We start from the raw sequence: 23,325 nt of genomic DNA on the forward strand, positions 1-23,325 counted from the left end.
CTCATGAAGCGTCATGCCGCGTCCCTCATGCCGGGCCGCCGCTCGGCCAGTTCGGCGAGCAGGGCGCGCCTGTCGAACTTGGCGACGACCTCGTCGAGCCTGGCCTGGCCGGCGCGCATATGGAGATCGGGTGTGACGAGCGTGGTCATGCCGATCAGGCGCAGGCGATGCCCGTGCTCGCCGGCGCGCACGTCTTCGGCAAAGGCGAAGGCCGCGTCGATGTCCCCGTCGAGGTCGACGAGGAGGATGGCGGCCGGTCCCGCAGCGATGATCTGATGGGCGGCCGCGAAATCGGCCGCGAAGGCGACGCGGTGGCCGGAGGCCTTCAGGACCGGGGTCAGCATCTCGCGCAGGAAGCTCGAGGGTTCGACGAGGACGATCTGCGCTGCCGTCGAAAGGCTGCCCGGGGTGGCGGCGCTCGTGCGCCAGCCGCGCTCGTGGATCGGCAGATAGTGCGCGAGGTCGATGATGTCGGTGGCACGGCCGCGGATCATGGCCGAGCCGACGATGCCGCGATCCTGCACGGCCGCCATCTCGATATCGAGAACCTCATCGACGATGTCGACGATCGCGTCGACGGCGAGCGCAACGGTCATGTCCCCTTCGCTGATGATGACGAGCGGCTGCAACCCCTCGGCGCGCAACTGCGTCTCGCCGACGGGCACGACCGGAACCAGGCGGTTGCGATAATGCAGCAGCGTGCGGCCACTGCCATGCTCGAACAGCGCGGCATCGACCTCTTCGAGCCGGGTCACGAGCGACAGCGACACCGCCCGGACGCCCTCGGCCCCGGTCCGGAAAACGAGCATCGTCGTCTTTTCGACGGCGGCGGCGAGGAAGGTCGACGCCTCGACGCTGAAAGCGTCGCCCGCCCCGGTGCCGCCGACGAGGCCAGCGACGCCGTTGGGGTCGACGATCAGCACGACGGCGCCGTCGCCCAGGATGGTGTTGCCGGAGAAGAGCGGGATGTGCCGCAGCTTGCTCGACATCGGTTTGACGACGATTTCCTCGGTGTGGAAGACGCCGTCGACGAGGATGCCGAACTGCCGCTCGCCGATCTGCGTGACGACGATGAAGCCGTCCTCAAAGGAGGGCTCAGCCGTGCCCATCAGCGCCGAGAGCGCGATCACGGGCAGCAGCCGTCCGCGTAACCGAAGGATCGGCGCCCCATTGATGTTCTCGATGCGATGATCTGCGCCCGATTTGACGCGCACGAGCTCGCGGACCACGATCTGGGGAATGGCGAAACGCTGCTCGCCCGCCACCACGATCAGCGCGGCGACGATCGCCAGCGTCAACGGGATCTTGATCTTGATCGTCGTGCCGAGACCGGGCTTGCTGATGATGTCGATCAGGCCGCCCACGGCGTCCACATTGACCTTGACCACATCCATCCCGACACCCCGGCCCGAGATCGCGGTGATGCTGTCGGCCGTCGAGAAGCCGGGATGGAAGATGAAGCGGCTGATCTGCGCATCGCTCATGCGCTCGATTTCGGTCTCGCTGGCCAATCCCTGCCGGATCGCCCGGCTGCGGATGCGCTCGAAGTCGAGGCCGCGCCCATCGTCGGCGATGGCGATCGTCACCGAACCGCCCTCGTGATAGGCGGCGAGCCGGATCGTCCCCTGCTCCGGCTTGCCGGCAGCGCGGCGTTCGGCAGGGAGCTCGATCGCATGGTCGGCGCAGTTGCGCACCATGTGGATCAGAGGGTCCTTGATCAGGTCGAGGATCTGGCGGTCGAGTTCGGTGTCGGCACCTTCGGTGATCAGCTCGATGCGCTTGCCGAGTTCGGCACCGAGATCGCGGACGATCCGGGGCAGTTTCGACCAGGCGTTGCCGATCGGCTGCATCCGCGTCTTCATGACGCCGTCCTGCAGTTCCGCCGTGATCAGCGACAGGCGCTGGAGCGGGCCTTTCAGGCCGTTGTCGTCCTGCTTGCGCGAGATTTCGAGGAGCTGATTGCGTGTCAGCACCAGCTCGGACACCATCGTCATCAGATGCTCGATGGTGTCGACATTGACGCGCAGCGTGGCCGGGCCGGTCGGACGTGGCTCGCGCGGGCCGGCCTCCTCGGGTGCGGCGGCCGCATCCGCCCGCTCGATGCGCCCGTCGGCTCCGCGCTGCGGACCCGGCGCGCTGCGGAAGACGAGATCGAGCCCTTCCTCCGCCGGAGGCAGGGCGCTCGGCCCCGAGTGGCGTGCGAGATAGGCAGCGACGGGATCGGGTGCACCTGGCTCCGCCGCAGCTTTCCGCAGCAGTTCGGAGCGGGCGTGATCGGCGAGGATGCCGAGCTCGCGGATCAGGTTCTCGTCATTGCCGGCGGGTTCCTCGCCCTTTTCCGCCAGCTCGGAGAGGATGTCCTTGACCCGGTCGATCGTCTCGAGAACGGCCGTGACCGCGATGGCGCTGACCGTGGCGCCGTCGCGGAACTGCCCGATCAGGTTTTCAGCGGCGTGGGTCAGCGCCTCCAGCCGCGGCAGGCCGATGAAGCCGCAGGTGCCTTTGACGGTGTGAACCAGCCGGAAGATGTTGCGCAGGATATCGCCGTTATTGGGCTCCTGCTCGAAGCGCACGAGTTCCCGATCGACGGTGTCGAGATTTTCGCCCGTCTCGGTCAGGAACTCTTGCAGCAAGTCGTCCATGCAGGGGACCACCACTCAACGCGACAACACACGACGACAGCTAAGCAGCAGAAGGGTTTATGATCAGTTGAGATCGGCGCGAAAGACGCGCCGATCTGATCGGCCGGTCTCAGTCGGACTTGCGGGCCGTGATCGTGACCGTGTCGCCCTCGATGGCGAAGCCGATCGTCATGCCGGCGGCGCGCGCGACCATCCCCGTATAAAGCGGCTGCACCGCATGGGCGTCGATCGTGCCGGTGTCGGAGCGGCCGGCGATCAGGTCCTCGACATGGGCGGGGATGCGGGCATGGGAACCGGCTGCCGTGATGACGAAGCTGCCCTGTTCGCCCTCGACGGTGGCACGCGAGGTCAGCTTGCCGCCGCGCGGAACCGCCTGGGCCGCCAGCACGAGCAGGTTCAGCAGGAGCTTGACCTGGTTCTTCGGCAGAAGGGCACGCGGTGCCTCCCAGTCGAGCGAGAGCTTCTCGTCGTTGAGGAAGCCGTTTGCGACGTTGCCGGCATCGCCCAGATCGATCATGGCTCCCGCCGAGCCGGCGGCGCCGAAGGCGAGACGCGCGAACTGAAGGCGGGCCGATGCGTTGCGGGCGCTCTTCTTGATCAGTTCGAGGGCAAAGTCGCGCATCGAGGGATCATCTTCCTCGAGAACCTCCAGCGCGTTGACAATGGCCCCGACCGGGCTGATCACGTCATGGCAGACGCGGCTGCAGAGGAGCGCGGCCAGATCGAGCGGCTCGAGCGAGATGGCGGTCATGGGGCTTGTCCTGGGAACATGGCTGCGTGGCGCGAGGGGTGAACGATGCGCCGTTACCCCTGATATGGTGGTATCTTGGTTTTGATGTGGTTAAGTCCCGGTTTCCGGCCGGGTGCAGCGGAGGACGCGCAGCCGTGACCACCCCCCGGCCCGCGAAACAAGAGGACGGTATTTCGGCCGAGCCGAGGCTTGCCGACCGCGACGACCTCGCCCGGCGTCTCGCGGAAGCCGCCCGCCTGAGCGGCGCCGTGCTGCTGGCGATGCGCGCGGCGCGCGACGTCAGGATCAAGCCCGATGGCTCGCCCGTCTGTTCCGCCGACATGGCGGCCGATCACACCGCCAAGAGGGCCCTGGCGCGTCTGCTGCCCGGAATTCCCGTCGTCAGCGAGGAAAGCGTGGCGGCCGTGGCCCCGGCTGCGCTGTTCATCCTGCTCGATCCGCTCGACGGCACGCGCGAATTCCTGGCCGGCGGCGACAGCTACTGCGTCGCGATCGCCCTGATCCAGGGGCACCGGCCGGTCGCGGGCGCGATCGCGGCTCCGGCGAGCGGCCGGGTCTGGTTCGCCGGTCTCGGCGCCTTCGCTCAGAACACCGCTTCCGACGGAACGACATGCGGCGCGGAACGTCGCATTGCTGTGCGGCCCCTACCGGAGGCGGGCCCGACGACGCTGGTCAGCCGCTTTCATGGTGACGCGCTGAGCGAGAGCGTCTCGGACGCGCTGCAGTCAGCCAGCACATGTCCCATGTCGTCGGCGGTCAAGTTCGGGCTGATCGCGGCGGGCGAGGCCGATCTCCACATCCGCGGCGGCCAGACGATGGAGTGGGACATTGCCGCCGGGGACTGTATCCTGTGCGCGGCGGGCGGCATCGTGCTAACGCTCGACGGGCAGGTTCCGCGCTATGGCTGCGTCGAGCGGGGCTATCGCAACCCGCCCTTCGTCGCCGCGTCGAGCGAGGCGCTGGCGCGGCGTGCGCTCGCCGCCGCCACGTCCTGAGGTTGCGGCGAACGGAGCCCGGTCAGCGGGTCAGGGTCTGCGAGACGCTCGCCCACTGGCCGTCCGCCATCTGCTGCAGCGTGCTGTCGGCGACGAAGCGCTTGCGGTTTTCGGCCGTCCTGAACAGGAACAGGCGCGATCCGATGATGGCGAACTGCTGCGGGTCTGTCTCGACGACGCGGCCCTGAGCCACGGCGGAGGCATCGAACCCGGCAAAGGCGGGTGCATAGATCTCCGGCGCGTCGCGGAAGGCCGCGCGATTGGCCGCCGAGACGAAGCGCCAGACGGCGCCCCCGTGCACGATCTCATAGTCCCGGTCGCCCGCCACGGCATGACCTTCGAGCCGGTAGGCCACGGGATCGTAGCCGTTCAGCGCGAGGCCGGACCTTGCGTCATGTTGGACGCTTTCGCTCAGGGAGGGCAGTTCCGGCAGCCCCGCAGGCAGTCCGGCCGTGCCGGCTATGGCCTGATCGGGCAGTGCGAGCAGCGCGAGCAGCGCGAGCCCCCCCGCCATGCGGACGATCACGCCCGCACGATCGGCGACCTTCGATGACAGGGCGCTGCGACCCTGCCTTGTTCCAGCCTTCATCACCGGCAAATCCTCACCTCCGTCGCTGCCGGTGGACCTGCCCCCTGGCTGGCGTCTTCACGGGTTGGATACGCTTTCGGGGGTATCAGACTGGTTACCGAATTGGTTCGCATTGCACCGGATCGAGCGAGACGGTTGTTTTTCCGTTGATGGCGCCCGGCCCGGTGAGGCCCGTTCCCGCACCGCCGGCCGCGTGGCCGGCCGGAGACCCGAGATCAAGGCCCCGCGCCCCGACTGCGCGACAAGCCCCCACCCGGAGATCGTATCCCATGACCACGACCCGTCGCAGCCTGATCAAGGGGAGCCTCGCCCTGGCCGGTGCCGGCATCGCGGCCGGGCCGCTCGCCGGCCCTGCGCTCGCGCAACAATCCTATGGCCAGAGCCGCTCCTTTTCTCAGAACGAACTCGTCAGCTCCGGCCACCAGTTCTTCGGCAATATCTCGCGCGGCCTGGCGCTGACGGTCGAGGAGGCGGTCCGTCGCTGGGGCGAGCCCAATGGCTATGTGCTCGGCCAGGAGGCGGCGGGCGCCTTCGTCGGAGGCCTGCGCTATGGCGAGGGCACGCTGTTCACCCGCAACGCCGGCGACCGCAAGGTGTTCTGGCAGGGCCCCTCGGTCGGCTTCGATTTTGGCGGCGAGGGCTCACGGACGATGATGCTGGTCTATGGGCTGCCGACGGTCGATGCGCTGTATCAGCGCTTCGTCGGCGTCGATGGCTCGGCCTATTTCATTGGCGGCTTCGGTTTCACAGCGCTGGCGGCGGAGGGCGTCACGGTGGTGCCGATCCGGACCGGGGTCGGCTGGCGGCTCGGCGTCAATCTCGGCTATCTCAAATTCACGCCGCAGGCGACCTGGAACCCCTTCTGAGCGCGGCTGCGTGCTGCCGTTAGGAAATCCGATTTCCCGTTTCGGGCGCATTGCCGTAATCTGACACTCCCCCGTTTGTGGAGCCGCTCGTCTTGATCGAAGCTGTCATGCTCGTCGCGCTCGGCTTCCTGTGCGCCAGCCTGCTCGCGCTGTCGATCGTGCCGGCCCTCAACCGGCGCGCCGACCGGCTGGCGCGCAAGCGGGCGGAGGCGGCCTTCCCGCTCTCTCTCGCCGAGATCGCGGCCGATCGCGACCATCTGCGCGCCGAACTGGCCCTGCGCGCCCGCACGCTGGAGCAGGAGGTGGAGCGCAGCTTCGCTGCCAAGGCGTCTGCGATGCAGGACCTCGGCCGCCGCGACATGAGGATCGGTGAACTCGAGAACGTGGTCAGCGCGCGCGACGGGCGGATCGCCGGTCTCGAAGGCGATCTCGACGAGACGCGCGGCGTGCTGGCACAGACCCAGGCGGCCCTGGCGACGGAGAGCGCGACGCTGGCCGAGACGAGGGCCACGCTCGAACAGCGCCTCGCCGACCTCGCGAGCATCGAGCGGGACCTGTCGGAGACGCGCGGCTCGCTGACCGGGACCAGTGCCGACCTCGCCGCGCGCGAGGCCGAACTGGCCGGCGAGCGGGAGACGCTGGGACGGACCCAGGCGCTGCTGGCCGAGCGCGACGGGGAACTCGCCCGGCTGCGGCAGGATTACGACCAGATTCGCGTGGCGCAGGTCGAGGACCGGACGAAGATCATGGTGCTCGAGGCCAAGGCGACGGATCTCACCGACAGGCTGGCCGCGAAGGAGCGGGACCATGCCGCGAGCCAGGCCGCGCTCGCGGCGATGACCGAGGATCGCGACAGCGAGCGCCTGCGGGCGGACGCGCTCGCGGCGCGGACGGCCCAGGCGGAAGCGGGGCTCGCGGCGGCGGATGCCCGCTCCGTGGCGGCCGGCGTCGAGGCCGCACGCATCGAGACGCAGCTGGCGCAGGAGATCGCGACCCATGCCGCGGAGCGCGAGGCGAAGCAGGCGCTCGCACACGAACTCGCCGAGGCGCGCTCGGCAGGGGAAGCGCGGTCCGAAGAGTCAGCCCGGGAGATTGCGACATTGCGTGCGGATCTGCGGGCTCGGGACGAGCAGATCGAGACGGTTCATGCCGAGCTCCAGACCCTTCAGGGCGCGCTCGAGCAATCGCGGGCCGAGCGCGCGCGGCTGAAGCGCGAGGCGGCCGCGGCGCGCAAGGCAGGCGCCGCGGCGCCTGCGCCCGACCCGGAGGCCAACGCCGCGCTGCGGCGCGAGATCATGGCGGTCGCCGAGCGGCTGATGAACCTGCCGCCGCAGCAGGAAGCGGCCGAGTAGCGCGCTTTCCCCTGCAAACGCCGTTCCCCCTGCCGCGATGATGCTCTAGGAAGGCGCGCCTGCGCTTCGGTCGCCCTGCTTCCAACGAGATGGTCTTCGCCCAGTGACTGACACCCGCTACGATCTCCTCTGCATCGGCGAGCCGCTGGGCGAATTCAACGCCACCCGCGCCGACAGCGGCGCGTTTCAGTTCGGCCATGGCGGCGACACCTCGAATTGCGCCGTCGCCGCCGCGCGCCAGGGTGCGAAGACGGCCTATCTCAGTGCGCTCGGCGACGATATGGCGGGCCGCTCGATCCGCGATCTCTGGCGCCGCGAAGGCGTCGACGACAGCCATGTCACGACGCATCAAAGCGCACCGACGGGGCTCTATTTCGTCGATCACGGGCCGTCGGGCCATGTCTTCTCCTATCTGCGCGCCGGCTCGGCCGCGAGCCTGATGGGGCCGCGCGACATTCCACGCGAGCTGATCACATCAGTGAGGATTGTGCAGGCGTCGGGCATCAGCCAGGCGATCTCGGCCTCGGCCTGCGACGCGGTGTTCGAGGCTTTCGCGATCGCGCGCGAGGCCGGCGTGATCACGGCCTACGACACCAATCTGCGCCTCAAGCTCTGGCCGCTGACCCGGGCGAAGGCGATCATCAACGCGGCCTGCGGCATGGCCGACATCGTGCTGCCGGGCTATGACGACGCGACGCAGCTCACCGGGCTGAGCGATGCCGACGCCATCGCCGATTTCTATCTGCGGCTGGGCGCGAAGATCGTCGCGCTGACACTCGGCCATGAGGGCTCGCTGGTCGCGACGCCGGAGCGCCGCGAGCGGCTGGTGCCGATCAAGGTCGATGCGATCGACGCCACGGGCGCCGGCGACTGCTATGACGGGGCCTTCCTCGCCGAATACATCCGTACCGGCAACGCTTTTGCCGCCGGAGCCTACGCCAATGTGGCCGCGGCCCTGTCCACCCAGGGCTTCAGCGCGGTGGCGCCCCTGCCGCGCCGCGCCGATGTCGAGGCGCGGATGGCTCTCGAAGCTGCCCGTTGACCTCGGGACCCCGCCGCCATCCTGGGCGACCGAAGGTCGTCCCGGGATCCATCCTAGAGTGCAGTCGGAGCCCTATGATGGATCCCGGAGCTGCGCCGCTTCGCGGCTTGTCCAGGATGACGCGGTGTTTCCTTGTTAAATCATCATGATCGAAGCGAAGAAGGCAACGTAATGGCCGTCAAGATTCTGGAAACGGCGGGCGCGCTGCTCGCCCGCTATGACGTGCTGATCAGCGATGTCTGGGGCGTGGTGCATGACGGTGTCTGGGCGCTACCGCCGGCCTGCGAGGCGCTGACGCGCTATCGCGAGCAGGGCGGCGCTGTGGTGCTGCTCTCGAATGCGCCGAGCCCCTCCGAGCAGGTGGCCGAACTGCTCGACAAGAAGCGGGTGCCGCGCAAAGCCTGGGACCGGCTGATCACCTCGGGCGACGTCACCCGCTCGCTCATCGCCGAGAGCCACCACCGCAAGATCTTCCATATCGGCTGGCAGAGCGATCGCGCCGTCTTCGACTGCGCCGATGTCGAACTGGTCTCCGAGGACGAGGCCGATCTCGTCGTCGCCACCGAGCTCAATGACTATCGCACCGAGCAGCCGGAGCAGTACCGCCCGCTGCTGGAGCGCTTTGCGGCGCGGGGGCTGCCCTTCATCTGCGGGAATCCCGATCTCGTCGTCCATGTCGGGCATGATCTTCTGCCCTGCGCCGGCTCGCTCGCCCTCATCTATGAGGAACTGGGCGGCAGCGTCGCCTATGCCGGCAAGCCCTATCGCCCGGCCTATGACCTGGCTCTGGAGGCGGCCCGCTCGGCGCGCGGCGGCCATCCGGCCGATCCCGCGAAGGTTCTGGTGATCGGCGACGCGGTCCGCACCGATCTCGCCGGCGCGCGACTGATGGGCTTCGACAGCCTGTTCATCGCCGGGGGCATCCACCGCGACGAGACGTTGCGCGACGGGGTGCTCGATCCGGCGGGGCTGGAGGCCGTGCTGGCGGGGCACCCGGTGAAGCCGGTCGCGGCGATGGCGGCGCTGGGGTGAGTGGCAGACCCGTCGACGTGGGGCTTCGCAGACAGACGCTTTCGTCAGGCCGGCATTTTGCCGGCCGAATTGTCGTATGCGTCGGGACAACGGCTGGCGCGCTCAGTAGGCCGTCCAGCCACCATCGGTCGCGTAGAGGCCTCCCGTGAGGTTGGACGCTTCTGCCGACAGCAGGAACAGCATGACCGACACCTGCTCGGCGACCGTCGAGGGCCGCTTGCGCGAGTCCGTGTAGGACAGGAGGCTGTCGATCTTGATGCGGCCCATGCCGACACCGGAGGAGGCCCTGGCCGCTTCCGCCACGAGAATCCCCGCGCGTTCGACCATCGGCGTGTCGGTCGCGGCCATGTTGACCGAGTTCACGCGGATGCCATAGGGCGCATAGTCGATGGCCGCGTTCCGCGTCAGCCCGTTGACGGCGTGCTTGCTGGCGACATAGGCGGGGTTTCCGGCCAGTCCGGTCATCCCGGCGATCGAACCGACATTGACGATCGCGCCGCCCGTGCCCTGGGCCACCATCTGCTTGAGTTCGGCCCGCAGGGAGCGGAACATGCCGGTCGTGTTGGTGCGCAGGACATTGTCAAAGTAGGCATCGCTCGCCTCATGGAGCGGCGCGAAGATAAGCTCGCGCTGCCTTGGATAGTCGGGTGCGTCCCCCGAGAACACGCCGTCCATGACGCCGGCATTGTTGAGGGCCATGTCGAGCTTGCCGTAGTTCTCGACCGCGATCCTGACCATCCGCTCGCAGACGGCGGACTCGGCAATGTCGCCGTGAAGGAAGGTCGCCTGGCCGCCGCGGGCCTTGATCCGCTCGATCGTCGCCCGTCCGAGATCCTCGATCCAGTCGACCCCGACAACGGACGCTCCTTCCCGCGCGGCGCGGAGGGCCGCCGCCGCCCCCATCCCGCGCGCGCACCCCGTTACGAGCAGGGTCTTGCCCTTGAAGCGGTCGGGGATGAAGTACTCGTCGTCCGTCGGCGTGATGTCCTTGACGCCGACGCCCCTGGCCTGCGCCTGGGCCGGTGAAGGCGAGGCAACCTGGCCCGCGGCCAAGGTGGCCGCCGAGCCGGCCGCCACGACCATGCCCTTGATCATGTCTCGACGTTCCATCGTGGTCCCCCGCTGCTGCGTGTCAAAAACTGGCTCTGAGGAAAGCCATTGTGCTGATCCAGGGCTCGGCCCGCGCGCCGATGGTCCTGTCGACCGTCGAGCTCGGAAAGGTCGCCGCCACATGGCCCTGCAGCATCCATTGCGGCGAAATGAACCATTTCATCGTCAGATTGGCCTCGTATCCGAGATATTTGCCGCTGAGGAACGAGAAGGCCGGATTGCCGCCGAGATTCCTCGCGCTCTCCGACAGGAAAACCCAGATCTGGGGCACGATCTCGACCTGCCCGTGGGGGCGCAGACGCAGCTGCAGACGGTGGGTCTGCAGGTTGCTGTTCTGGAAAACCTTGAAGTGATTGATGCCCTGGACCCAGCGCTCGCCATTGTCGCCAGACAGCAGCGGGTCCCAGCGTTCAAACCGCGAGGTCGACGGGTTGTCCCCGGAGAACGCCGCATAGCGATAGGAGAGGGTCGGCGACCAGGGCAGGGTGTCGGCGAAGCTGTAGCCGATCTCGGCCGTCACGCCGGTGGCGCGCATGTTGATCCGCTCGTTGCGCTGGAGCGCGGCTTCGCCCGCCAGAAAGGGCCCGGCGCCGGCGGGGTTCGGCTGCCAGCGGAAGCGGCCGTTGTAAACCTGCAGTCCCTTGCGGCTGAAGGTGTCGGACAGGGTGAAATACTGAAAATTCGACTGCGGGACGTAGAGATACATCGCGCCGACATCGAGATCGCCGCGCAGGCGTGTCTCGAGGTTGACGCCCGTGATCCGTGTCCTGGAGTCCACCAGCGGCAATTCGTCTGGATCGAGGTCGAAGGCTTCGATCTTGGTGTTGTTGTAGCGCGCCTGGACCAGCGCCAGGCGGTCAGCCGCCCATCGCGGGTTGGACTGCAGGGCGCCGCGCGCGCTGCCGTTCGAGGCCGTGTTGGCGATCAGGAAGCCATCGCCGACACCGAAGCGCTGGCGGCCGACCGAGGCGTTGAGGACGAGGCGGTCGCCCTGGGTCGTGGTGGTCCCGCCGACCACGCCGACATAGGCATCCTCGACGCCGAAGTGCCCCCGCGTCCGGTCGGTGAACAACTCCTGGCCGATGGAGGCGCTGTAGATGCCGCTGAGGCCGGCATAGACGCTGATGTTGTCGTTCAGCGGCGTAATGCCATAGAGGCCGGTATGGACGTATCCTTCCGTCCAGTCGCTGTAGGCGCGCCCTGCGCTGCGGCCCTTGACCAGGGGATTGCCCGACAGCAGACGCTGCTCCTGACCATACCAGGCGTTCTTGTTGCCGTAGTACATCGACACGCCTTCCAGGCGAGCCTTCACGAAGGTTCCGTCGCGATCGACGAGCACGGGGAGATCGCTGATCGTCCCGCTGATCAGCGCACCGCGGCCGGCCGCGGTCGCCGCCGCGGAACCGAGTGTGGCGATGATCGTGACCGAGACACCGCCGGTGGGGCCGGGCGAGACCTGCAGCGTCGTCTGTGTGATCGGCGACGCCCGGCGGGCTTTCGCCAGGTTGAACTCGGCGATCGTTCGCGAGAAGTGGTCGCCGGTGAAGGCACCGAGGCCGACGCGGATGCGGTCGATGACGCGGCTGTTCAATGCGGCATCCGGCGATGGATTGGCGATCCGGATCTCGATGCTCTCGAGCCGGCCGGACTCGTCGACGCTCGCGGGCGACTGCGCAAAACCACGACCTGCGTCGCCGAGGACGGCCACAACCATCACGGCGAGCGCCCGGAGAAACATGACGACGCGCCCGCTCATACTGCTGGCGGCTGGCGAGGCGGTTTGTTCCCTGATCGCCAAGCTGGTCTCCCGATGGGCCGTCAGTCCGGACCGGGCGCCGCCGGCCCCGCACAACACGTCCGTGCCGACGACCGTGAGCCCTCAACTCTAGCCTGCCGAAAGAGCCATTCAAGCCTGCGGGGCGGACCGGTGGCGAGGCAGGGAGCATCGCGCGTTGGGACTAGCCTGCGACCTGGGCCTTCCCCGCCCGGAGCCGCTTCCCGAGATCCTGGAACAGCCCCCGGAACGGTTTGAACACGAAGCGCACCGTCGAGCGGCCCGGCGGGACGGCGACGGCCCTGAACAGGACGTTGGCGCGCAGGATCTCGGCCGGGGCGCCGTCGATCTCGACCTGCCACCAGGGGTGCCAGACATCGTTGAGCACGACATAGCCGCCCTGGGGCGCCTCGACCCGCAACGTCACGTCGGTCGTGCCGTAATCGGTGATGCGGACGCTGCCGGCCGGGCTCTGGCCGGGTTCGGTCGCGCCTGCGGGAGCTGCCGCGCCCGCAGGCCGGCCGGTCGCCAGCGGGTCGCGCGGGAGCGGCGGCAGGGGGCGGTCGAGCAGCACGGTCCGGCGCGGGTCGAATCCTTCAGGCCATTGGCCGGTGGCGAGGATCGCGTCGAAATCGGCGGTCTCGGCCTTGGTCACGAGCAGCACACGGGGCAAGGCGCGCGGGTTCTCATAGACATAGGCGTCGGGCGTGCGGGCGATCAGGGTCAGGTCGCCGGGCTTGAGCGCCTTGTCGATCTGCTCGACGGGCACGCCGGTGGCGATGAAGCGCAGGCCGAGCATGTCGGCCAGCAGCGAGCGGTAGCCCGGCATCAGGGCTGAGAACGTGCGCTGGTCGGGCAAAGCGACATGATCGCCCGCGCCGGTGGCCTTGCTGTAGATCCCGAGCCGCAGCGGGTTGTAGCCGAGCGTGTTGTCGAGCCGGTGGACGAGGCTGGCATTGGGCCAGTGGAAGCCGATGCCGGCGAGTTCGATGCGGTCGCGCCGGTCGGGGCCGGCGGTGGCGGCGGTCTCGCTCTTGAGCAGGGCTATGGTCTCGTTGGTGCTGTCGGCACGCAGCACGTCGTAATCCTGCGCGGGCAGGGCGGTGGATTCGCTGGGACCATTGTTGACCGAGAGGTCGATGGTCAGGGTCGCGGCCAGCACGATCGCCGCCGCCAGCCCGGCGCCTCGCAGGGCAAAGCCGCGCGCCGCGACGAGAGCGCCGATCGCCAGCACGCCGCAGAGCAGCGCGGTGACCAGCGGAACAGTCGCCACCCAGAGACGCCCCACCGTCCAGGCGAGCCAGAGCGCGAGGGCGAGCGCACCCGCGAAGATCGCGACCTCGACAACGCGCTGCCAGGGCCGGGCGCGCGGCGCGGCATCGGTCATGACCAGATGGGTGAGATAGCCGCCGAGCAGGGCCAAGAGCGCGCCGAGGATGAAGAGCGCGTCGGCCGGGCGGCGGTAGAAGGACACGCCGGGAAGCTCGAACAGCAGGCGGAAGCCCGGGGTGAAGCGGCCGAGCGCGAAGATCAGGACGAGCAGGGCCGCGATACTCAGCGCGACGATCTCGCGGCGCAGCAGCGCGCCGCGGACGATTCCGATGGTCAGGATCAGCCCCATCGGGATCAGCCCGAGATAGAGCTGGCTCATGTTGCGGGCGAGGTAGAGGTCCTGGGGCCCAAAGCGGGCCTCGAAGGCGGGGCTCGGCGCGCCCCAGAAATTCTCCAGCGGGCCGGCTGCACCGAAGAGATTGGCGAAGAGCCCTGTCAGCAGGGCGGCCGGATGCAGCGAGCCCTTGCCGGCGCCGACGAGGTCGATGGTGGGGCGGTTGGAGCCCTCCGCGAGGATGGCGGTCAGCAGGATCGGCACCGTCGCGACCAGCAGGGCCCCGACCCCGCCCGCGAGCAGAGGGAGCAGGCTCGTCTTCAGTGCCCGCCAGGGCTGGCGCGCCATGGCGATGGCGGCGAGCACGAGCCCGGCCAGCACATAGACGCCGAGCAGCGCGACCTGGTCGCGCCCCAGCACCATGAAACCCGCGACGATGCCGGCCGCGAAGCCATAGGCGATCGATCCGCGTTCCAGCGCACGCGCGATCAGCGCGAGCGTGATGGCGAAGTAGCCGAGGCTCAGGACCTGGCCGATATGCTGGATGCGCCAGGCGGCTGCCGCCCCGAAGGCGAAGGCGAGCGCTGCGACGACCGCCCCGGCCGGGTGCCAGTCGCGGTCGTGGAAGATGACGACGAAGGCGAGCGCGCCCGCCAGCAGGGTGCCGAGCACCGCTCCGTCGCCGAGCCGGAAGCCGGGGACAGGCTCGAGCGCGGCGATCAGAGCGAAGGGCGGGGAGAAGATCAGCGACTGCGGATCGGCGATTTGCGGCGATCCGGCGAAGACGTAGGGCGTCCAGAAGGGCGAGCGGCCGCTGTGCCAGGCTTCCGCCAGGAACTGGAGCTGGGGCTGGAAATGCGCCTTGGCATCCCAGGGGATGGTGACGATGCCGGACAGCCAGGGCCAGGACAGGGCGATCCAGGCGAGGACGACGAGGCCGGCGACCCGGGCGAGGGGCCAGGGTGCAGCTGGGACGTCGGAGTGCGGGCGCGGCAGGGGCGACATCAGGCTGCGGTGCCCGAAGTCGGCATCGCGTTCAAGCCCTTCCGACATGTCCGGCACGCCGGCCGTGGGGCCAGCCCCGGCTCAGCTCAATCCTTCGGCGCGGCCCGCGCCATCAGCGCGTCCATGTCGATCGAATGGCCGGCGCGGTCGCGCTTGGAGGCGAGGTAGCGGACATTGTGGACATTGGGGCGCCCGAGCACGCGCTGCGTGCCGACGACCTCGACGCCGGCCGCCTTGATCGCGCCGACCTTCAATGGGTTGTTGGTCAGCGCGGTGACGCGGGTGACGCCGAGCTGCTTCAGCATCGTCGCGGCGAAGTCGAACTGGCGCTGGTCGAGATCGAAGCCGAGCACCTCGTCGGCGTCATAGGTGTCCCAGCCCTGGCTCTGCAGCTTGTAGGCGCGCATCTTGTTGGAGATGCCGTTGCCGCGGCCCTCCTGGTCGAGATAGAGCAGGATACCGCCCTCGTTCTCGGCCATCCACTGCACGGTCTCGCGCAGCTGGTCGCCGCAGTCACATTTCAGCGAGCCGAACAGGTCCCCCGTCAGGCAGGCCGAATGCAGGCGCACCGGCACGGCGGCCGTAAGATCGGGGCTGCCGACGATGATCGCGACCTGGTCACGCAGGCCCTCGCCGCCGCGGAAGACGACGAACTCGGTCTCGGCGGCGCCCTCGAGCGGCACCGGCGCGCGGCCGACGATGGCAAGCGTCGCGGCCTGGGCGGCGCGGTAAGCGTTGATCGACTCGATCGCGACCTCGATCAGAGGCTCGCCGGCGATCTGCTCGGGCGTGACGGGCACGATCATGGTCGCCGGCAGCACGAGCGAGAGCCGCGCCAGTTCGAGAGCGGCGTCGTCGAGATCGGACGCGGGCGCAACGGGCGCATCGACCTTGCCGTCGATCTTCAGCGCCAGCATCTCGATGCGAACGAGATCCAGCGTCGGCATGGCGAGGATGCCGGTCTCTGCGCGGCTCTTGGAACCCAGCCGGCGCAGCCGCGCCGGGGTGAGGACGAGATGGGCCTTGCCGGCGGCCAGCGCATCGAGCCGCGCCACCAGATCCTCGTCGGCCAACTCGGCGGACAGGGCCAAGGCGAGCCGCTGGCCCGCGCGCAACAGCACGGGTCGCCCGGCGCGAAACTCGGCAATGGCCCGGTCTACCGCCACGAGGCTCGTCTCGAGCGGGCGTCCGAACAGCGTACGCGACTGAAGCATCGGATTGTCCGTCAGAATGGGCCGGCTGCGAGAGCGCGCGCCCGGCGTTGGGTTAGGCTGTTACGGGCACCACGGCGATATAGATCAGAGCTGCACAGATTTCCATCAAACGTGCTTTAGGTGACGGCAGTTCCATTGCGCATCGATTTCACGCGATCCGACCCGTGACGTCATGCAATCGCGTGACAGGCCCTGTCGCAGCAAGGCATATAGGAGCGCGACTTTGAACGCGGGATGAATGTCGAAGCCGGCGTCACGAGCGGCAGGGAATGGGGAGGCGAAGATGACGCAGGCGAACCGCGAGCCGAACCCGGCTCCCGTCTACAGCGCCGCCGCGCGCCATATGCACTGGGTCACCGCCGCCGCGGTGCTGGTGATGATCCCCGCAGGCCTCGCCATGACCTATCGCGGCAACACGCTGAATATCTGGGATGGGCTGACGGACGCGATGTACAGCGCCCACAAGCTGCTCGGCTTCCTCGTCCTCTGGCTGGTCGCCGGGCGGCTGGCCTATCGCCTGATCAAGGGCGCGCCGCCCGACGAGCCGACGCTGCTCTGGTGGCAGAAGGCCGGCTCGCATCTGGTCCACTGGCTGCTCTACGGGCTGCTGCTGATCGTTCCCCTGCTTGGGTGGCTCGGCATCTCGCTCTACCCGTCGCTCAAGGTGTTTGGCCTGTTCAGCCTACCCGCCATCGCCTCGCCGGACCAGGATCTCGCCGGCAGGGTCCTGAACATCCATGGCACCCTGGCCATGGCGATGGGGCTGCTCGTCTGCGCCCATATCGGCGCCGCGCTCTACCACCATCTGATCCGCAAGGACGGCGTGCTCAGGCGGATGCTGCCGGGCCTCGGGCCGCGCTAGCGCCCGTCTCAGACCGGCCGCGCCCAGAGATCGTGATGCCCGACCAGCGCCGTGGCCTCGCCCGCCTTGGCCGCGAGCCAATCGGCGACGGTGGCGGGATCGACCTGGCCGGTTTCCAGGACGGCCTCGGCGATGCCCTTTGCCAGCACCTGCGCCAGATCGCCGCTGCGCGCATCGAGACGCCAGGCGCTGTCGCCGATCGAAACCGCGAAGCCTGACTTGCGGAAGGCCTCCGCCATCACGTCCGTGGCCTCGGGGCCGGCGGCCGGCCCGAAGCCCTTGTCGCCGCGCTGATGGTGCTTGAACGCGGCCAGAATCGGAGCATCGGCGGGGTGGGGCGGCTGCCAGATCTCGCGGCCGTCATAGGTCAGCACCGTATAGAGCGGCAGGCGCAGGCTGGTCAGGCCCGCGACGAAGCGTTCGAGCCAGCGTCGGGAGGTGAGGTCGAACAGCGCGGCGGCGGTGACGAGATCCGGCTGCCAGCCGAGGACCCATTCGAGATCGGTGTTTAGATCGGCCTGGCGGGTGTCGACGGTGATCAGGTGGTCGCCCTTGGTCAGGACGAGTTCCTCGCCCTGCTCGCGGGCTTCGTCGGCCCAGGCCGACAGCGTCTGCCGGGTGGCGGCGAGCAGGCGCTCGTCGAGATCGACCAGCGTCCAGTGCTGGCGCGCCGGCAGGGCGGCATAGCTGCCGCGCAGATTGGAGCCGGCACCGCAACCGAGATCGACGACCGTGAGGGAACTGCGGCCGGCGAAATGCGCGCCCACGGCCCCGAGCACCTGCGGATTGCGGGCGGCGTGATCGGCCGGCTCGCGCAGGCCCAGCCATTCGGGAGAAAATCCGGCCATCAATCCCCCTTTTGCCCGAAGCCGGGCAGACACACGCCAGCGACGATCGCCGCCGTGTCGCGCCAGCGTGGCAAGGCATCGGCGGCCGCCCAGGCCGCATCGGCCATCGCCCGGCGCCGAGCCGGCGCATCAATCAGGCTTGCCAGGGCCTTGGCAAGGGCCGTCACGTCGCCCGGCGCCACTTTCAGCGCGGCATCGTCGGGGGCGGTCTCGGCCGCGGCGCCACCGGTCGTGCAGAGGATCGGCAGGCCGCGCGCCAGCGCCTCGGTCAGCACCATGCCGTAGCCCTCGAAGAGCGAGGGCATCACGAAGAGGTCGGCACGGGCATAGGCCTCCGCCAGCGCGGCGTCCGGGATGGCGCCGAGAAGGTCGATCCGCCCGCCCAGATCCGCGGCCGCGATCGCGGCGATGAGGTCGCGCGTCGTCTCCGGTGCGCGGTCGGTCGCGCCGACGATGGTCAGCCGCCAGTCGCGCCCGCGCAGGCCGGAGAGGGCTTCGACAAGGACGCGGTAGCCCTTGCGCGGGACGACCGAGCCCACGGCCAGAAGGTGCAGGGGCTGATCCTCCGCCGAGCCCGTGGCGCGTGGCGCGGGATCGACGCCGGGCAGCGCGATGGCGATGCGCGCCTCGGGGACGCCGAAATCGGAGACCAGCAGCCGCTTTGTCGCCGGGCTGGTCGTCACCACCGCACGCGCATAGCGCAGCGCCGCCGCCTCGCGGGCGAGCAGAGCCTCGGCGATCTCCGGGGCGTGCCCCGTCTCGAGCCCGAGCGGATGATGGATGAGGGCGACGACGCGCCCGGCGAGGCCTGCGGCGATCCCTTCGGGAAAGGCGCCATAGGCCAGCCCGTCGATCAGCAGCGTGTCGTCATAGGGCCGCTGCAGGAGAGCCCGGCCGGTTTCGTGAAGATCGCCTTCGGTGGGGAAGGGGAAGGAGCCGGGCAGGGCGATGTGCTGCGCCGGGATGCCGATCGCGCGCCATTCCGCCAGCAGCCGCCGGTCATAGGCGTAGCCCCCGGTCGGCAGGTCGATGTCGCCGGGGATGGCGAAGGCGATGGCGCTCACGCGAGCGTGCCCTCATAGGTGGCCCGGGCGAGATCCGTCTCGTGCAGCGTCACGCGGATGCGTGCGAGCCCCGCGCCATCCTGCCCGAGCGCGCCGGATTTCGCCGCCGCCGCCATCGCGTCGAAGACGTATTTGCAGAGGAACTCGGTCGTCGTCAGCACGCCGGCAAACTGCGGCAGCGTGTCGAGGTTCTGGTAGTTCAGCGGCTTCAGCGTCTTGTTCAGCACGTCGAGCGCGGCGCCGATGTCGACGACCACGTTCTGCTTCGTCAGCGTCGGCCGGAAGAAGGCGACGTCGACGACGAAGGTCGCCCCGTGCATGTTCTGGGCAGGGCCGAAAAAGGGATCGGGCAGGGAATGGCCGATCATGATGCGGTCGCGGACTTCGACGGAGAACATGGGCGTTCCTTCAGGCGGTGGGATCGATGTCAGTCGGGGCGGGATCTGCGGCCGAGCGACTGCGAAAACCGCAGCAGATAGCCGTCCGGGTCCTGTACCAGGAATTGATGGACGCCGGTCTCTTCGGTGTCGCTGATCCTGTACCAGCGTTCCTCGGGGCCGAAGAAGAGCGGCCATGCGGCCTGCTGCAGAGCTGTGAGGACAGGGGCGACATCGACGACCGTGATCTCGAAGTTGATGCCGCGGCCATAGGGCTTTTCGCGCGCGCCGGTGTCCCAACAGCGCTCCGAGGGGCCCGTCTCGTATTCCTCCAGCATGAACTCGACGCCGTCGCGCTCGATCGCCGCGAAGCCCTGCTCGGGCCGGTCGTAGAGGACGCGGAAGCCGAGCAGGTCGCGCCAGAAGGCGAGGCTCGCGGGCAATGCAGTGATGCATAGCTCGGGTACGAGCGCGGGGCGGGGATGCGAGCGAGGCGCAGTCATGGCGCGTTCAATAGCAGATGGCGGCCGTCAGGCCATGCCATGTGTGCGCGAGCACCGAAGGCAGGCGTTCCGCTGCCTGTCTGAAAGGGATGTCTTCGCTGATCAGCGCGTCGAGCCGGTCGTCGGCGAGCAGCGCCATGGCGGCGGCCGACCGGCGGGCGTAGTCCCATCGCGGGCGCCGCGAGGGTGCGATGCCGCCGACCTGGGTCGAGACGAGCTGCAACCGCCTGGCATGAAATGCACCACCGAGCGGGGCGGCCACCGTGCCCTCGCCATACCAGCTCAGCTCGACGATGCGAGCCTCGAAACCGGCGGCCGCGATCGCGGTGGCGAGGCCACCAGCCGAGGCGCTGGCATGGAAGACGAGGTCGGCGTCGGTGGGCGCGTCGGCCGGCAAGGCGAAGCCGAAGCCGAGATGGCGCGCGAGTTGCGCGCGGGCGGGCTCGACATCGACCAGTGTCACCTGCGCACCGGGCAGGCGCGCCGCGAGCCACGCCACGAGCAGGCCGAGCACGCCGCCGCCGACCACGACGATGCGGTCGGCCGGGCCGGAGCCGGCGTCCCAATGGGCGTTCAGCGCTGTTTCCATATTGGCGGCGAGGATGGCACGGCGGGCCGGCACCTGCGGCGGGACCGGAGTGAGCCGATCGGCGGGCGCGACGAAACGGTCCTGATGCGGATGCAGGCAGAAGACGGTCTGTCCCAGCCTGTCGGCGGGGCCCACCTCCACCACGCCGACGGCGCAGTAGCCGTATTTCACGGGGAAGGGAAAATTGCCCTGCTGGAAGGGCGCCCGCATGCGCTCATATTCGGCCTCGGGCACGCGTCCCTCGCAGACGAGGCGTTCAGTTCCGCGGCTGACGCCGCTCCAGATCGTGCGGACGAGGCAGTCGCCCATAGAGGGCGCCGGAAGCGCCTCGGCGTTCAGGGCGCATTCACGCGGGCTCACATACCAGAGGGCCGTCGCCTGGGCGCTTGCGCCGGACGGAAATGCCGGCTTTAGCTCCCCGGCTGCATCGTTCGGCGTCATGTCTTCGGCCTTCCCCACCCGCTCCGCTTCGTCCGCCTCGCCACGATCGCTCGCATGACAGAGACAGCCATGAACCAGCGTCCCGCTCCGACCACGTTCCAGCCGGCGGCGCAAGGCCTCACCATCGCCCCCATGCCGCTGCCCGCGGCGGGGACGACCCCTGCCGGATTGCAGGACAGGGCGGTGTTGTCGCGCCGCCGCTGGCTGGTGCTCGGCCTCAATCTGGCGACGCTGGCGGTGCTTCTTTCCGGGCTGGCGCAGGTTCTCGGCACGGGCGGCTGGACATTTGCGGACGGCGCCATCTTCGTCGCCTTCCTGTTCGGAGCGCCCTGGACGGTGCTGGGCTTCTGGAACGCGGTGCTCGGCTTCTGGCTGCTGCATGGCGTGAAGGACGGGCTCGAGCGGGTCGCCCCCTTCGCGGCCGCTGGCGATCTGCCGACGCCGAACACGGTCCGCACGGCCATCCTGATGACGCTGCGCAATGAGGACCCGGCGCGCGCCTTCGCCCGCTTGCGCGTGGTCAAGCAGAGCCTCGACGCGACGGGCGAGGGCGGGTGGTACGACTTTTTCGTGCTGTCCGACACCAACGATCCCGAGGTCGCGGCCGCCGAGGAGCGGCTTGCCGCCGTATGGCAGCAGGAGGCGGGCGAGGACGGCCGCATCACCTATCGCCGCCGCACCGACAATGCCGGCTTCAAGGCCGGCAATGTCCGTGATTTCTGCGAGCGCTGGGGCGCCGACTACGAACTCATGCTGCCGCTTGACGCCGATAGCGTGATGTCGGGCGAGGCGATCGTGAAGCTGACGCGGATGATGCAGGCCTATCCGAAGCTCGGCATCCTGCAGAGCCTCGTCGTCGGCATGCCGAGCCAGTCGGCGTTCGCGCGCATCTTCCAGTTCGGCATGCGCCAGGGCATGCGCCCCTACACGATGGGGTCCGCCTGGTGGATCGGCGATTGCGGCCCGTTCTGGGGGCACAACGCCCTCGTCCGCATCGCCCCCTTCCGCGATGGCTGCCATCTGCCGGTGCTGCCGGGGCGCCCGCCGCTGGGCGGGGCGGTGATGAGCCATGACCAGGTCGAGGCGACGCTGATGCGCCGGGCCGGCTACGAGGTTCGCGTGCTGCCGGTCGAGGGTGGCAGCTGGGAGGAAAACCCGCCGACCATGCTCGACTTCGCCAAGCGCGACCTGCGCTGGTGCCTCGGCAATCTGCAGTACCTCAAGCTGATGGATATTCCCGGCCTGCTGCCGATGAGCCGCTTCCAGCTGTTCTGGGCGATCCTGATGTTCCTCGGCCTGCCGGCCTGGACGCTGATGATCGCGCTGCTGCCGCTGAAGGTCATCGAGGACCGCGGGCTCGCCGATTATCCCGCCGGGCTGGCGGCGGGGCTTTATCTGCTCTTCCTGGGAATGTACCTCTCGCCGAAGCTCGCGGGCTTCGCGGACATCCTGCTCGCTCCGGGCGGTGCCCGCAGCTATGGCGGGCGGCTGCGCTTCGTGGCGTCGGCGGCGATCGAGGTCGTCTTCGCCTTTCTGCAGGGTGCGGTGTCGAGCTTCCGCACGACCCTGTTCATGATCGGGCTGCTGTTCGGGCGGTCACGCATCGGCTGGGGCGGGCAGGCGCGTGACGCCCATGCGCTCTCGCTGGCGACAGCCTTCGCCGGGCTATGGCCGCATCTGCTCTTCGCGGTCTATCTGTTCGGCACGCTGGCGGTGATCTCGCCGACGGTGCTGCTCTGGTCGCTGCCGCTGACGGCCGGCTACCTGCTGGCGATACCCTTCGCGATGGCGACGGCCCTGCCCGCGCTTGGAGCCTGGTTCGCGCGGCAGGGGCTCTGCGGCATCCCCGAGGATTTCGACCCGCCGCCGGTGCTGCAGGCGATCCGCGCTAAGGCCCGTTCATGACTGCCGCTCTCCACGCACCCGGTACGGCGCGGGCCATCGGCCGGTCGCTGCGCGTCTACCACGGCGACAAGTCCCGCAACGGCGCCATGGATGCGCTCTATGGCCGCTTCCTCAAGCCCGGCGAGCTTGCTTTCGACATCGGCGCGCATGTCGGAGACCGGATCTCCTGCTTCCGTCGGCTGGGCGCGCGCGTGGTCGCGCTCGAGCCGCAGCCCGGCCCGGCGCGCGCGCTGCGGCTGATCCATGGCCGCGACCCGCAGGTGACCCTCGTCGAGGCCGCCTGTGGCGACGCCGAGGGCGTCGTGCGGCTGCGGATCAACAGCGCCAATCCGACGGTTTCGACCGCGTCCGACGCCTTCATCGGGGCTGCCAGCGGGGCGGATGGCTGGCAGGAGCAGGTCTGGGACCGCGAGATCGAGGTGCCCAGCACCACACTCGACGCGCTGATCGCCCGGTACGGCCTGCCCGCCCTGCTCAAGATCGACGTCGAGGGTTTCGAGGCCCATGTACTCGCGGGGCTGACGCGACCCGTGCCGGTGATCTCCTTCGAATTCACGACGATCCAGCGCGACGTGGCCGAGGCCTGCCTCGCCCTGCTGGAAACGCTGGGGCCGTATCGCTTCAATGTCGCGCTCGGCGAAAGCCAGCAGCTCGAACTGGGGGCCTTCGCCAGCGCCGAGGCGATGGGCTGCTATCTGCGGGACCTTCCCCATTCCGCGAATTCGGGCGATGTCTACGCCCTCCTGCAGAACTGAGAC

20 protein-coding genes are annotated in these 23,325 nt (G+C 69.1%); 8 read left to right on the forward strand and 12 right to left on the reverse strand.

From position 1 onward, the window contains the following. Positions 1 to 11 precede the first annotated feature (11 nt). Positions 12 to 2,642, reverse strand: coding sequence for a hybrid sensor histidine kinase/response regulator (locus SJY11_RS09075; RefSeq protein ID WP_376986261.1), 2,631 nt, complete (start codon positions 2,640 to 2,642; stop codon positions 12 to 14). A gap of 109 nt (positions 2,643 to 2,751) precedes the next feature. Next, positions 2,752 to 3,393 (reverse strand): histidine phosphotransferase ChpT, encoded by a 642-nt coding sequence (chpT, locus tag SJY11_RS09080; protein ID WP_326906060.1) that lies wholly within the window; start codon positions 3,391 to 3,393, stop codon positions 2,752 to 2,754. Between the two features lie 38 nt (positions 3,394 to 3,431). Here chpT and SJY11_RS09085 point away from each other — a divergent pair, with 38 nt between their 5' ends. Further along, a complete protein-coding gene (locus tag SJY11_RS09085; RefSeq protein WP_376986262.1) occupies positions 3,432 to 4,388 on the forward strand; it encodes a 3'(2'),5'-bisphosphate nucleotidase CysQ family protein in 957 nt (318 codons plus the stop codon). A gap of 22 nt (positions 4,389 to 4,410) precedes the next feature. Here SJY11_RS09085 and SJY11_RS09090 read toward each other — a convergent pair whose 3' ends face one another. Further along, complete coding sequence (locus SJY11_RS09090; protein WP_326906062.1) at positions 4,411 to 4,977, reverse strand: YHS domain-containing (seleno)protein; 567 nt, start codon at positions 4,975 to 4,977, stop codon at positions 4,411 to 4,413. A gap of 269 nt (positions 4,978 to 5,246) precedes the next feature. Here SJY11_RS09090 and SJY11_RS09095 point away from each other — a divergent pair, with 269 nt between their 5' ends. From SJY11_RS09095 to SJY11_RS09110, 4 genes are all read left to right on the forward strand, one after another. Further along, positions 5,247 to 5,843: a DUF1134 domain-containing protein gene (locus SJY11_RS09095; RefSeq protein ID WP_376986264.1), complete on the forward strand. Its 597-nt coding sequence runs from the start codon at positions 5,247 to 5,249 to the stop codon at positions 5,841 to 5,843. 92 nt (positions 5,844 to 5,935) lie between these two features. After that, positions 5,936 to 7,195 carry a coiled-coil domain-containing protein gene (locus SJY11_RS09100; protein WP_376986265.1) on the forward strand — a complete coding sequence of 420 codons (1,260 nt, stop codon included), beginning with the start codon at positions 5,936 to 5,938 and terminating at the stop codon, positions 7,193 to 7,195. 103 nt (positions 7,196 to 7,298) lie between these two features. Next, positions 7,299 to 8,237, forward strand: a complete 939-nt coding sequence (locus SJY11_RS09105) for a sugar kinase (protein WP_376986266.1) — start codon at positions 7,299 to 7,301, stop codon at positions 8,235 to 8,237. Positions 8,238 to 8,408: 171 nt separating this feature from the next. Beyond that, entirely contained in the window at positions 8,409 to 9,269 is an 861-nt protein-coding gene (locus tag SJY11_RS09110) for a TIGR01459 family HAD-type hydrolase (protein WP_376986267.1), read from the forward strand. 102 nt (positions 9,270 to 9,371) lie between these two features. Here the strand turns inward: SJY11_RS09110 and SJY11_RS09115 are convergent, their stop codons facing one another. The 4 genes from SJY11_RS09115 to ribA all read right to left on the reverse strand — a co-directional run bounded on the left by SJY11_RS09115 (position 9,372) and on the right by ribA (position 15,978). Beyond that, positions 9,372 to 10,379 carry an SDR family NAD(P)-dependent oxidoreductase gene (locus SJY11_RS09115; RefSeq protein ID WP_376986268.1) on the reverse strand — a complete coding sequence of 336 codons (1,008 nt, stop codon included), beginning with the start codon at positions 10,377 to 10,379 and terminating at the stop codon, positions 9,372 to 9,374. Between the two features lie 22 nt (positions 10,380 to 10,401). Continuing rightward, positions 10,402 to 12,117, reverse strand: coding sequence for an alginate export family protein (locus SJY11_RS09120; protein WP_376986269.1), 1,716 nt, complete (start codon positions 12,115 to 12,117; stop codon positions 10,402 to 10,404). Positions 12,118 to 12,337: 220 nt separating this feature from the next. Further along, the gene (locus SJY11_RS09125) at positions 12,338 to 14,812 is read right to left on the reverse strand and encodes a hypothetical protein (protein WP_376986270.1); all 2,475 of its coding nucleotides are present in this window, start codon (positions 14,810 to 14,812) and stop codon (positions 12,338 to 12,340) included. A gap of 38 nt (positions 14,813 to 14,850) precedes the next feature. Beyond that, on the reverse strand, positions 14,851 to 15,978 hold the full coding sequence (ribA, locus tag SJY11_RS09130) for a GTP cyclohydrolase II RibA (RefSeq protein WP_376986271.1): 1,128 nt from the start codon (positions 15,976 to 15,978) through the stop codon (positions 14,851 to 14,853). Positions 15,979 to 16,261: 283 nt separating this feature from the next. On the opposite strand from ribA, the gene SJY11_RS09135 reads away from it, so the two are divergent. Then, a complete protein-coding gene (locus tag SJY11_RS09135) occupies positions 16,262 to 16,840 on the forward strand; it encodes a cytochrome b (RefSeq protein WP_376986272.1) in 579 nt (192 codons plus the stop codon). 8 nt (positions 16,841 to 16,848) lie between these two features. Here SJY11_RS09135 and SJY11_RS09140 read toward each other — a convergent pair whose 3' ends face one another. From SJY11_RS09140 to SJY11_RS09160, 5 genes are read right to left on the reverse strand one after another with little or no spacing between them, the layout of a single operon-like run. Further along, on the reverse strand, positions 16,849 to 17,688 hold the full coding sequence (locus tag SJY11_RS09140) for a class I SAM-dependent methyltransferase (RefSeq protein ID WP_376986273.1): 840 nt from the start codon (positions 17,686 to 17,688) through the stop codon (positions 16,849 to 16,851). Further along, entirely contained in the window at positions 17,688 to 18,752 is a 1,065-nt protein-coding gene (locus SJY11_RS09145; protein WP_376986274.1) for a glycosyltransferase family 4 protein, read from the reverse strand. The genes SJY11_RS09140 and SJY11_RS09145 overlap by 1 nt, the downstream gene beginning before the upstream one ends. Beyond that, positions 18,749 to 19,150, reverse strand: coding sequence for a 6-pyruvoyl trahydropterin synthase family protein (locus SJY11_RS09150; RefSeq protein WP_376986275.1), 402 nt, complete (start codon positions 19,148 to 19,150; stop codon positions 18,749 to 18,751). Before SJY11_RS09150 ends, SJY11_RS09145 begins: the two co-directional genes overlap by 4 nt. A 29-nt stretch (positions 19,151 to 19,179) precedes the next feature. Beyond that, positions 19,180 to 19,632 (reverse strand): bleomycin resistance protein, encoded by a 453-nt coding sequence (locus SJY11_RS09155; protein WP_376986276.1) that lies wholly within the window; start codon positions 19,630 to 19,632, stop codon positions 19,180 to 19,182. 7 nt (positions 19,633 to 19,639) lie between these two features. Next, positions 19,640 to 20,662: a zinc-dependent alcohol dehydrogenase gene (locus SJY11_RS09160; protein ID WP_376986277.1), complete on the reverse strand. Its 1,023-nt coding sequence runs from the start codon at positions 20,660 to 20,662 to the stop codon at positions 19,640 to 19,642. 54 nt (positions 20,663 to 20,716) lie between these two features. Between SJY11_RS09160 and mdoH the strand changes: the two genes are divergently transcribed. Next, positions 20,717 to 22,567 carry a glucans biosynthesis glucosyltransferase MdoH gene (gene mdoH / locus SJY11_RS09165; protein WP_376986278.1) on the forward strand — a complete coding sequence of 617 codons (1,851 nt, stop codon included), beginning with the start codon at positions 20,717 to 20,719 and terminating at the stop codon, positions 22,565 to 22,567. Then, on the forward strand, positions 22,564 to 23,322 hold the full coding sequence (locus SJY11_RS09170) for an FkbM family methyltransferase (protein ID WP_376986279.1): 759 nt from the start codon (positions 22,564 to 22,566) through the stop codon (positions 23,320 to 23,322). Before mdoH ends, SJY11_RS09170 begins: the two co-directional genes overlap by 4 nt. Positions 23,323 to 23,325: the final 3 nt, after the last annotated feature.

The sequence above is a fragment of the Allobosea sp. R86505 genome (genome assembly GCF_042466375.1).
Lineage (GTDB): Bacteria > Pseudomonadota > Alphaproteobacteria > Rhizobiales > Beijerinckiaceae > Allobosea.

Bases quoted from the DNA above. Each gene is read 5' to 3' on its own strand.
- SJY11_RS09075 (WP_376986261.1), bottom strand. From the start codon at position 2,642: ATGGACGACTTGCTGCAAGAGTTCCTGACCGAGACGGGCGAAAATCTC.
- chpT (WP_326906060.1), bottom strand. From the start codon at position 3,393: ATGACCGCCATCTCGCTCGAGCCGCTCGATCTGGCCGCGCTCCTCTGC.
- SJY11_RS09090 (WP_326906062.1), bottom strand. From the start codon at position 4,977: ATGAAGGCTGGAACAAGGCAGGGTCGCAGCGCCCTGTCATCGAAGGTC.
- SJY11_RS09095 (WP_376986264.1), top strand. From the start codon at position 5,247: ATGACCACGACCCGTCGCAGCCTGATCAAGGGGAGCCTCGCCCTGGCC.
- SJY11_RS09110 (WP_376986267.1), top strand. From the start codon at position 8,409: ATGGCCGTCAAGATTCTGGAAACGGCGGGCGCGCTGCTCGCCCGCTAT.
- SJY11_RS09115 (WP_376986268.1), bottom strand. From the start codon at position 10,379: ATGGAACGTCGAGACATGATCAAGGGCATGGTCGTGGCGGCCGGCTCG.
- SJY11_RS09120 (WP_376986269.1), bottom strand. From the start codon at position 12,117: ATGTTTCTCCGGGCGCTCGCCGTGATGGTTGTGGCCGTCCTCGGCGAC.
- SJY11_RS09125 (WP_376986270.1), bottom strand. From the start codon at position 14,812: ATGTCGGAAGGGCTTGAACGCGATGCCGACTTCGGGCACCGCAGCCTG.
- ribA (WP_376986271.1), bottom strand. From the start codon at position 15,978: ATGCTTCAGTCGCGTACGCTGTTCGGACGCCCGCTCGAGACGAGCCTC.
- SJY11_RS09135 (WP_376986272.1), top strand. From the start codon at position 16,262: ATGACGCAGGCGAACCGCGAGCCGAACCCGGCTCCCGTCTACAGCGCC.
- SJY11_RS09140 (WP_376986273.1), bottom strand. From the start codon at position 17,688: ATGGCCGGATTTTCTCCCGAATGGCTGGGCCTGCGCGAGCCGGCCGAT.
- SJY11_RS09150 (WP_376986275.1), bottom strand. From the start codon at position 19,150: ATGTTCTCCGTCGAAGTCCGCGACCGCATCATGATCGGCCATTCCCTG.
- SJY11_RS09155 (WP_376986276.1), bottom strand. From the start codon at position 19,632: ATGACTGCGCCTCGCTCGCATCCCCGCCCCGCGCTCGTACCCGAGCTA.
- SJY11_RS09160 (WP_376986277.1), bottom strand. From the start codon at position 20,662: ATGACGCCGAACGATGCAGCCGGGGAGCTAAAGCCGGCATTTCCGTCC.
- mdoH (WP_376986278.1), top strand. From the start codon at position 20,717: ATGACAGAGACAGCCATGAACCAGCGTCCCGCTCCGACCACGTTCCAG.
- SJY11_RS09170 (WP_376986279.1), top strand. From the start codon at position 22,564: ATGACTGCCGCTCTCCACGCACCCGGTACGGCGCGGGCCATCGGCCGG.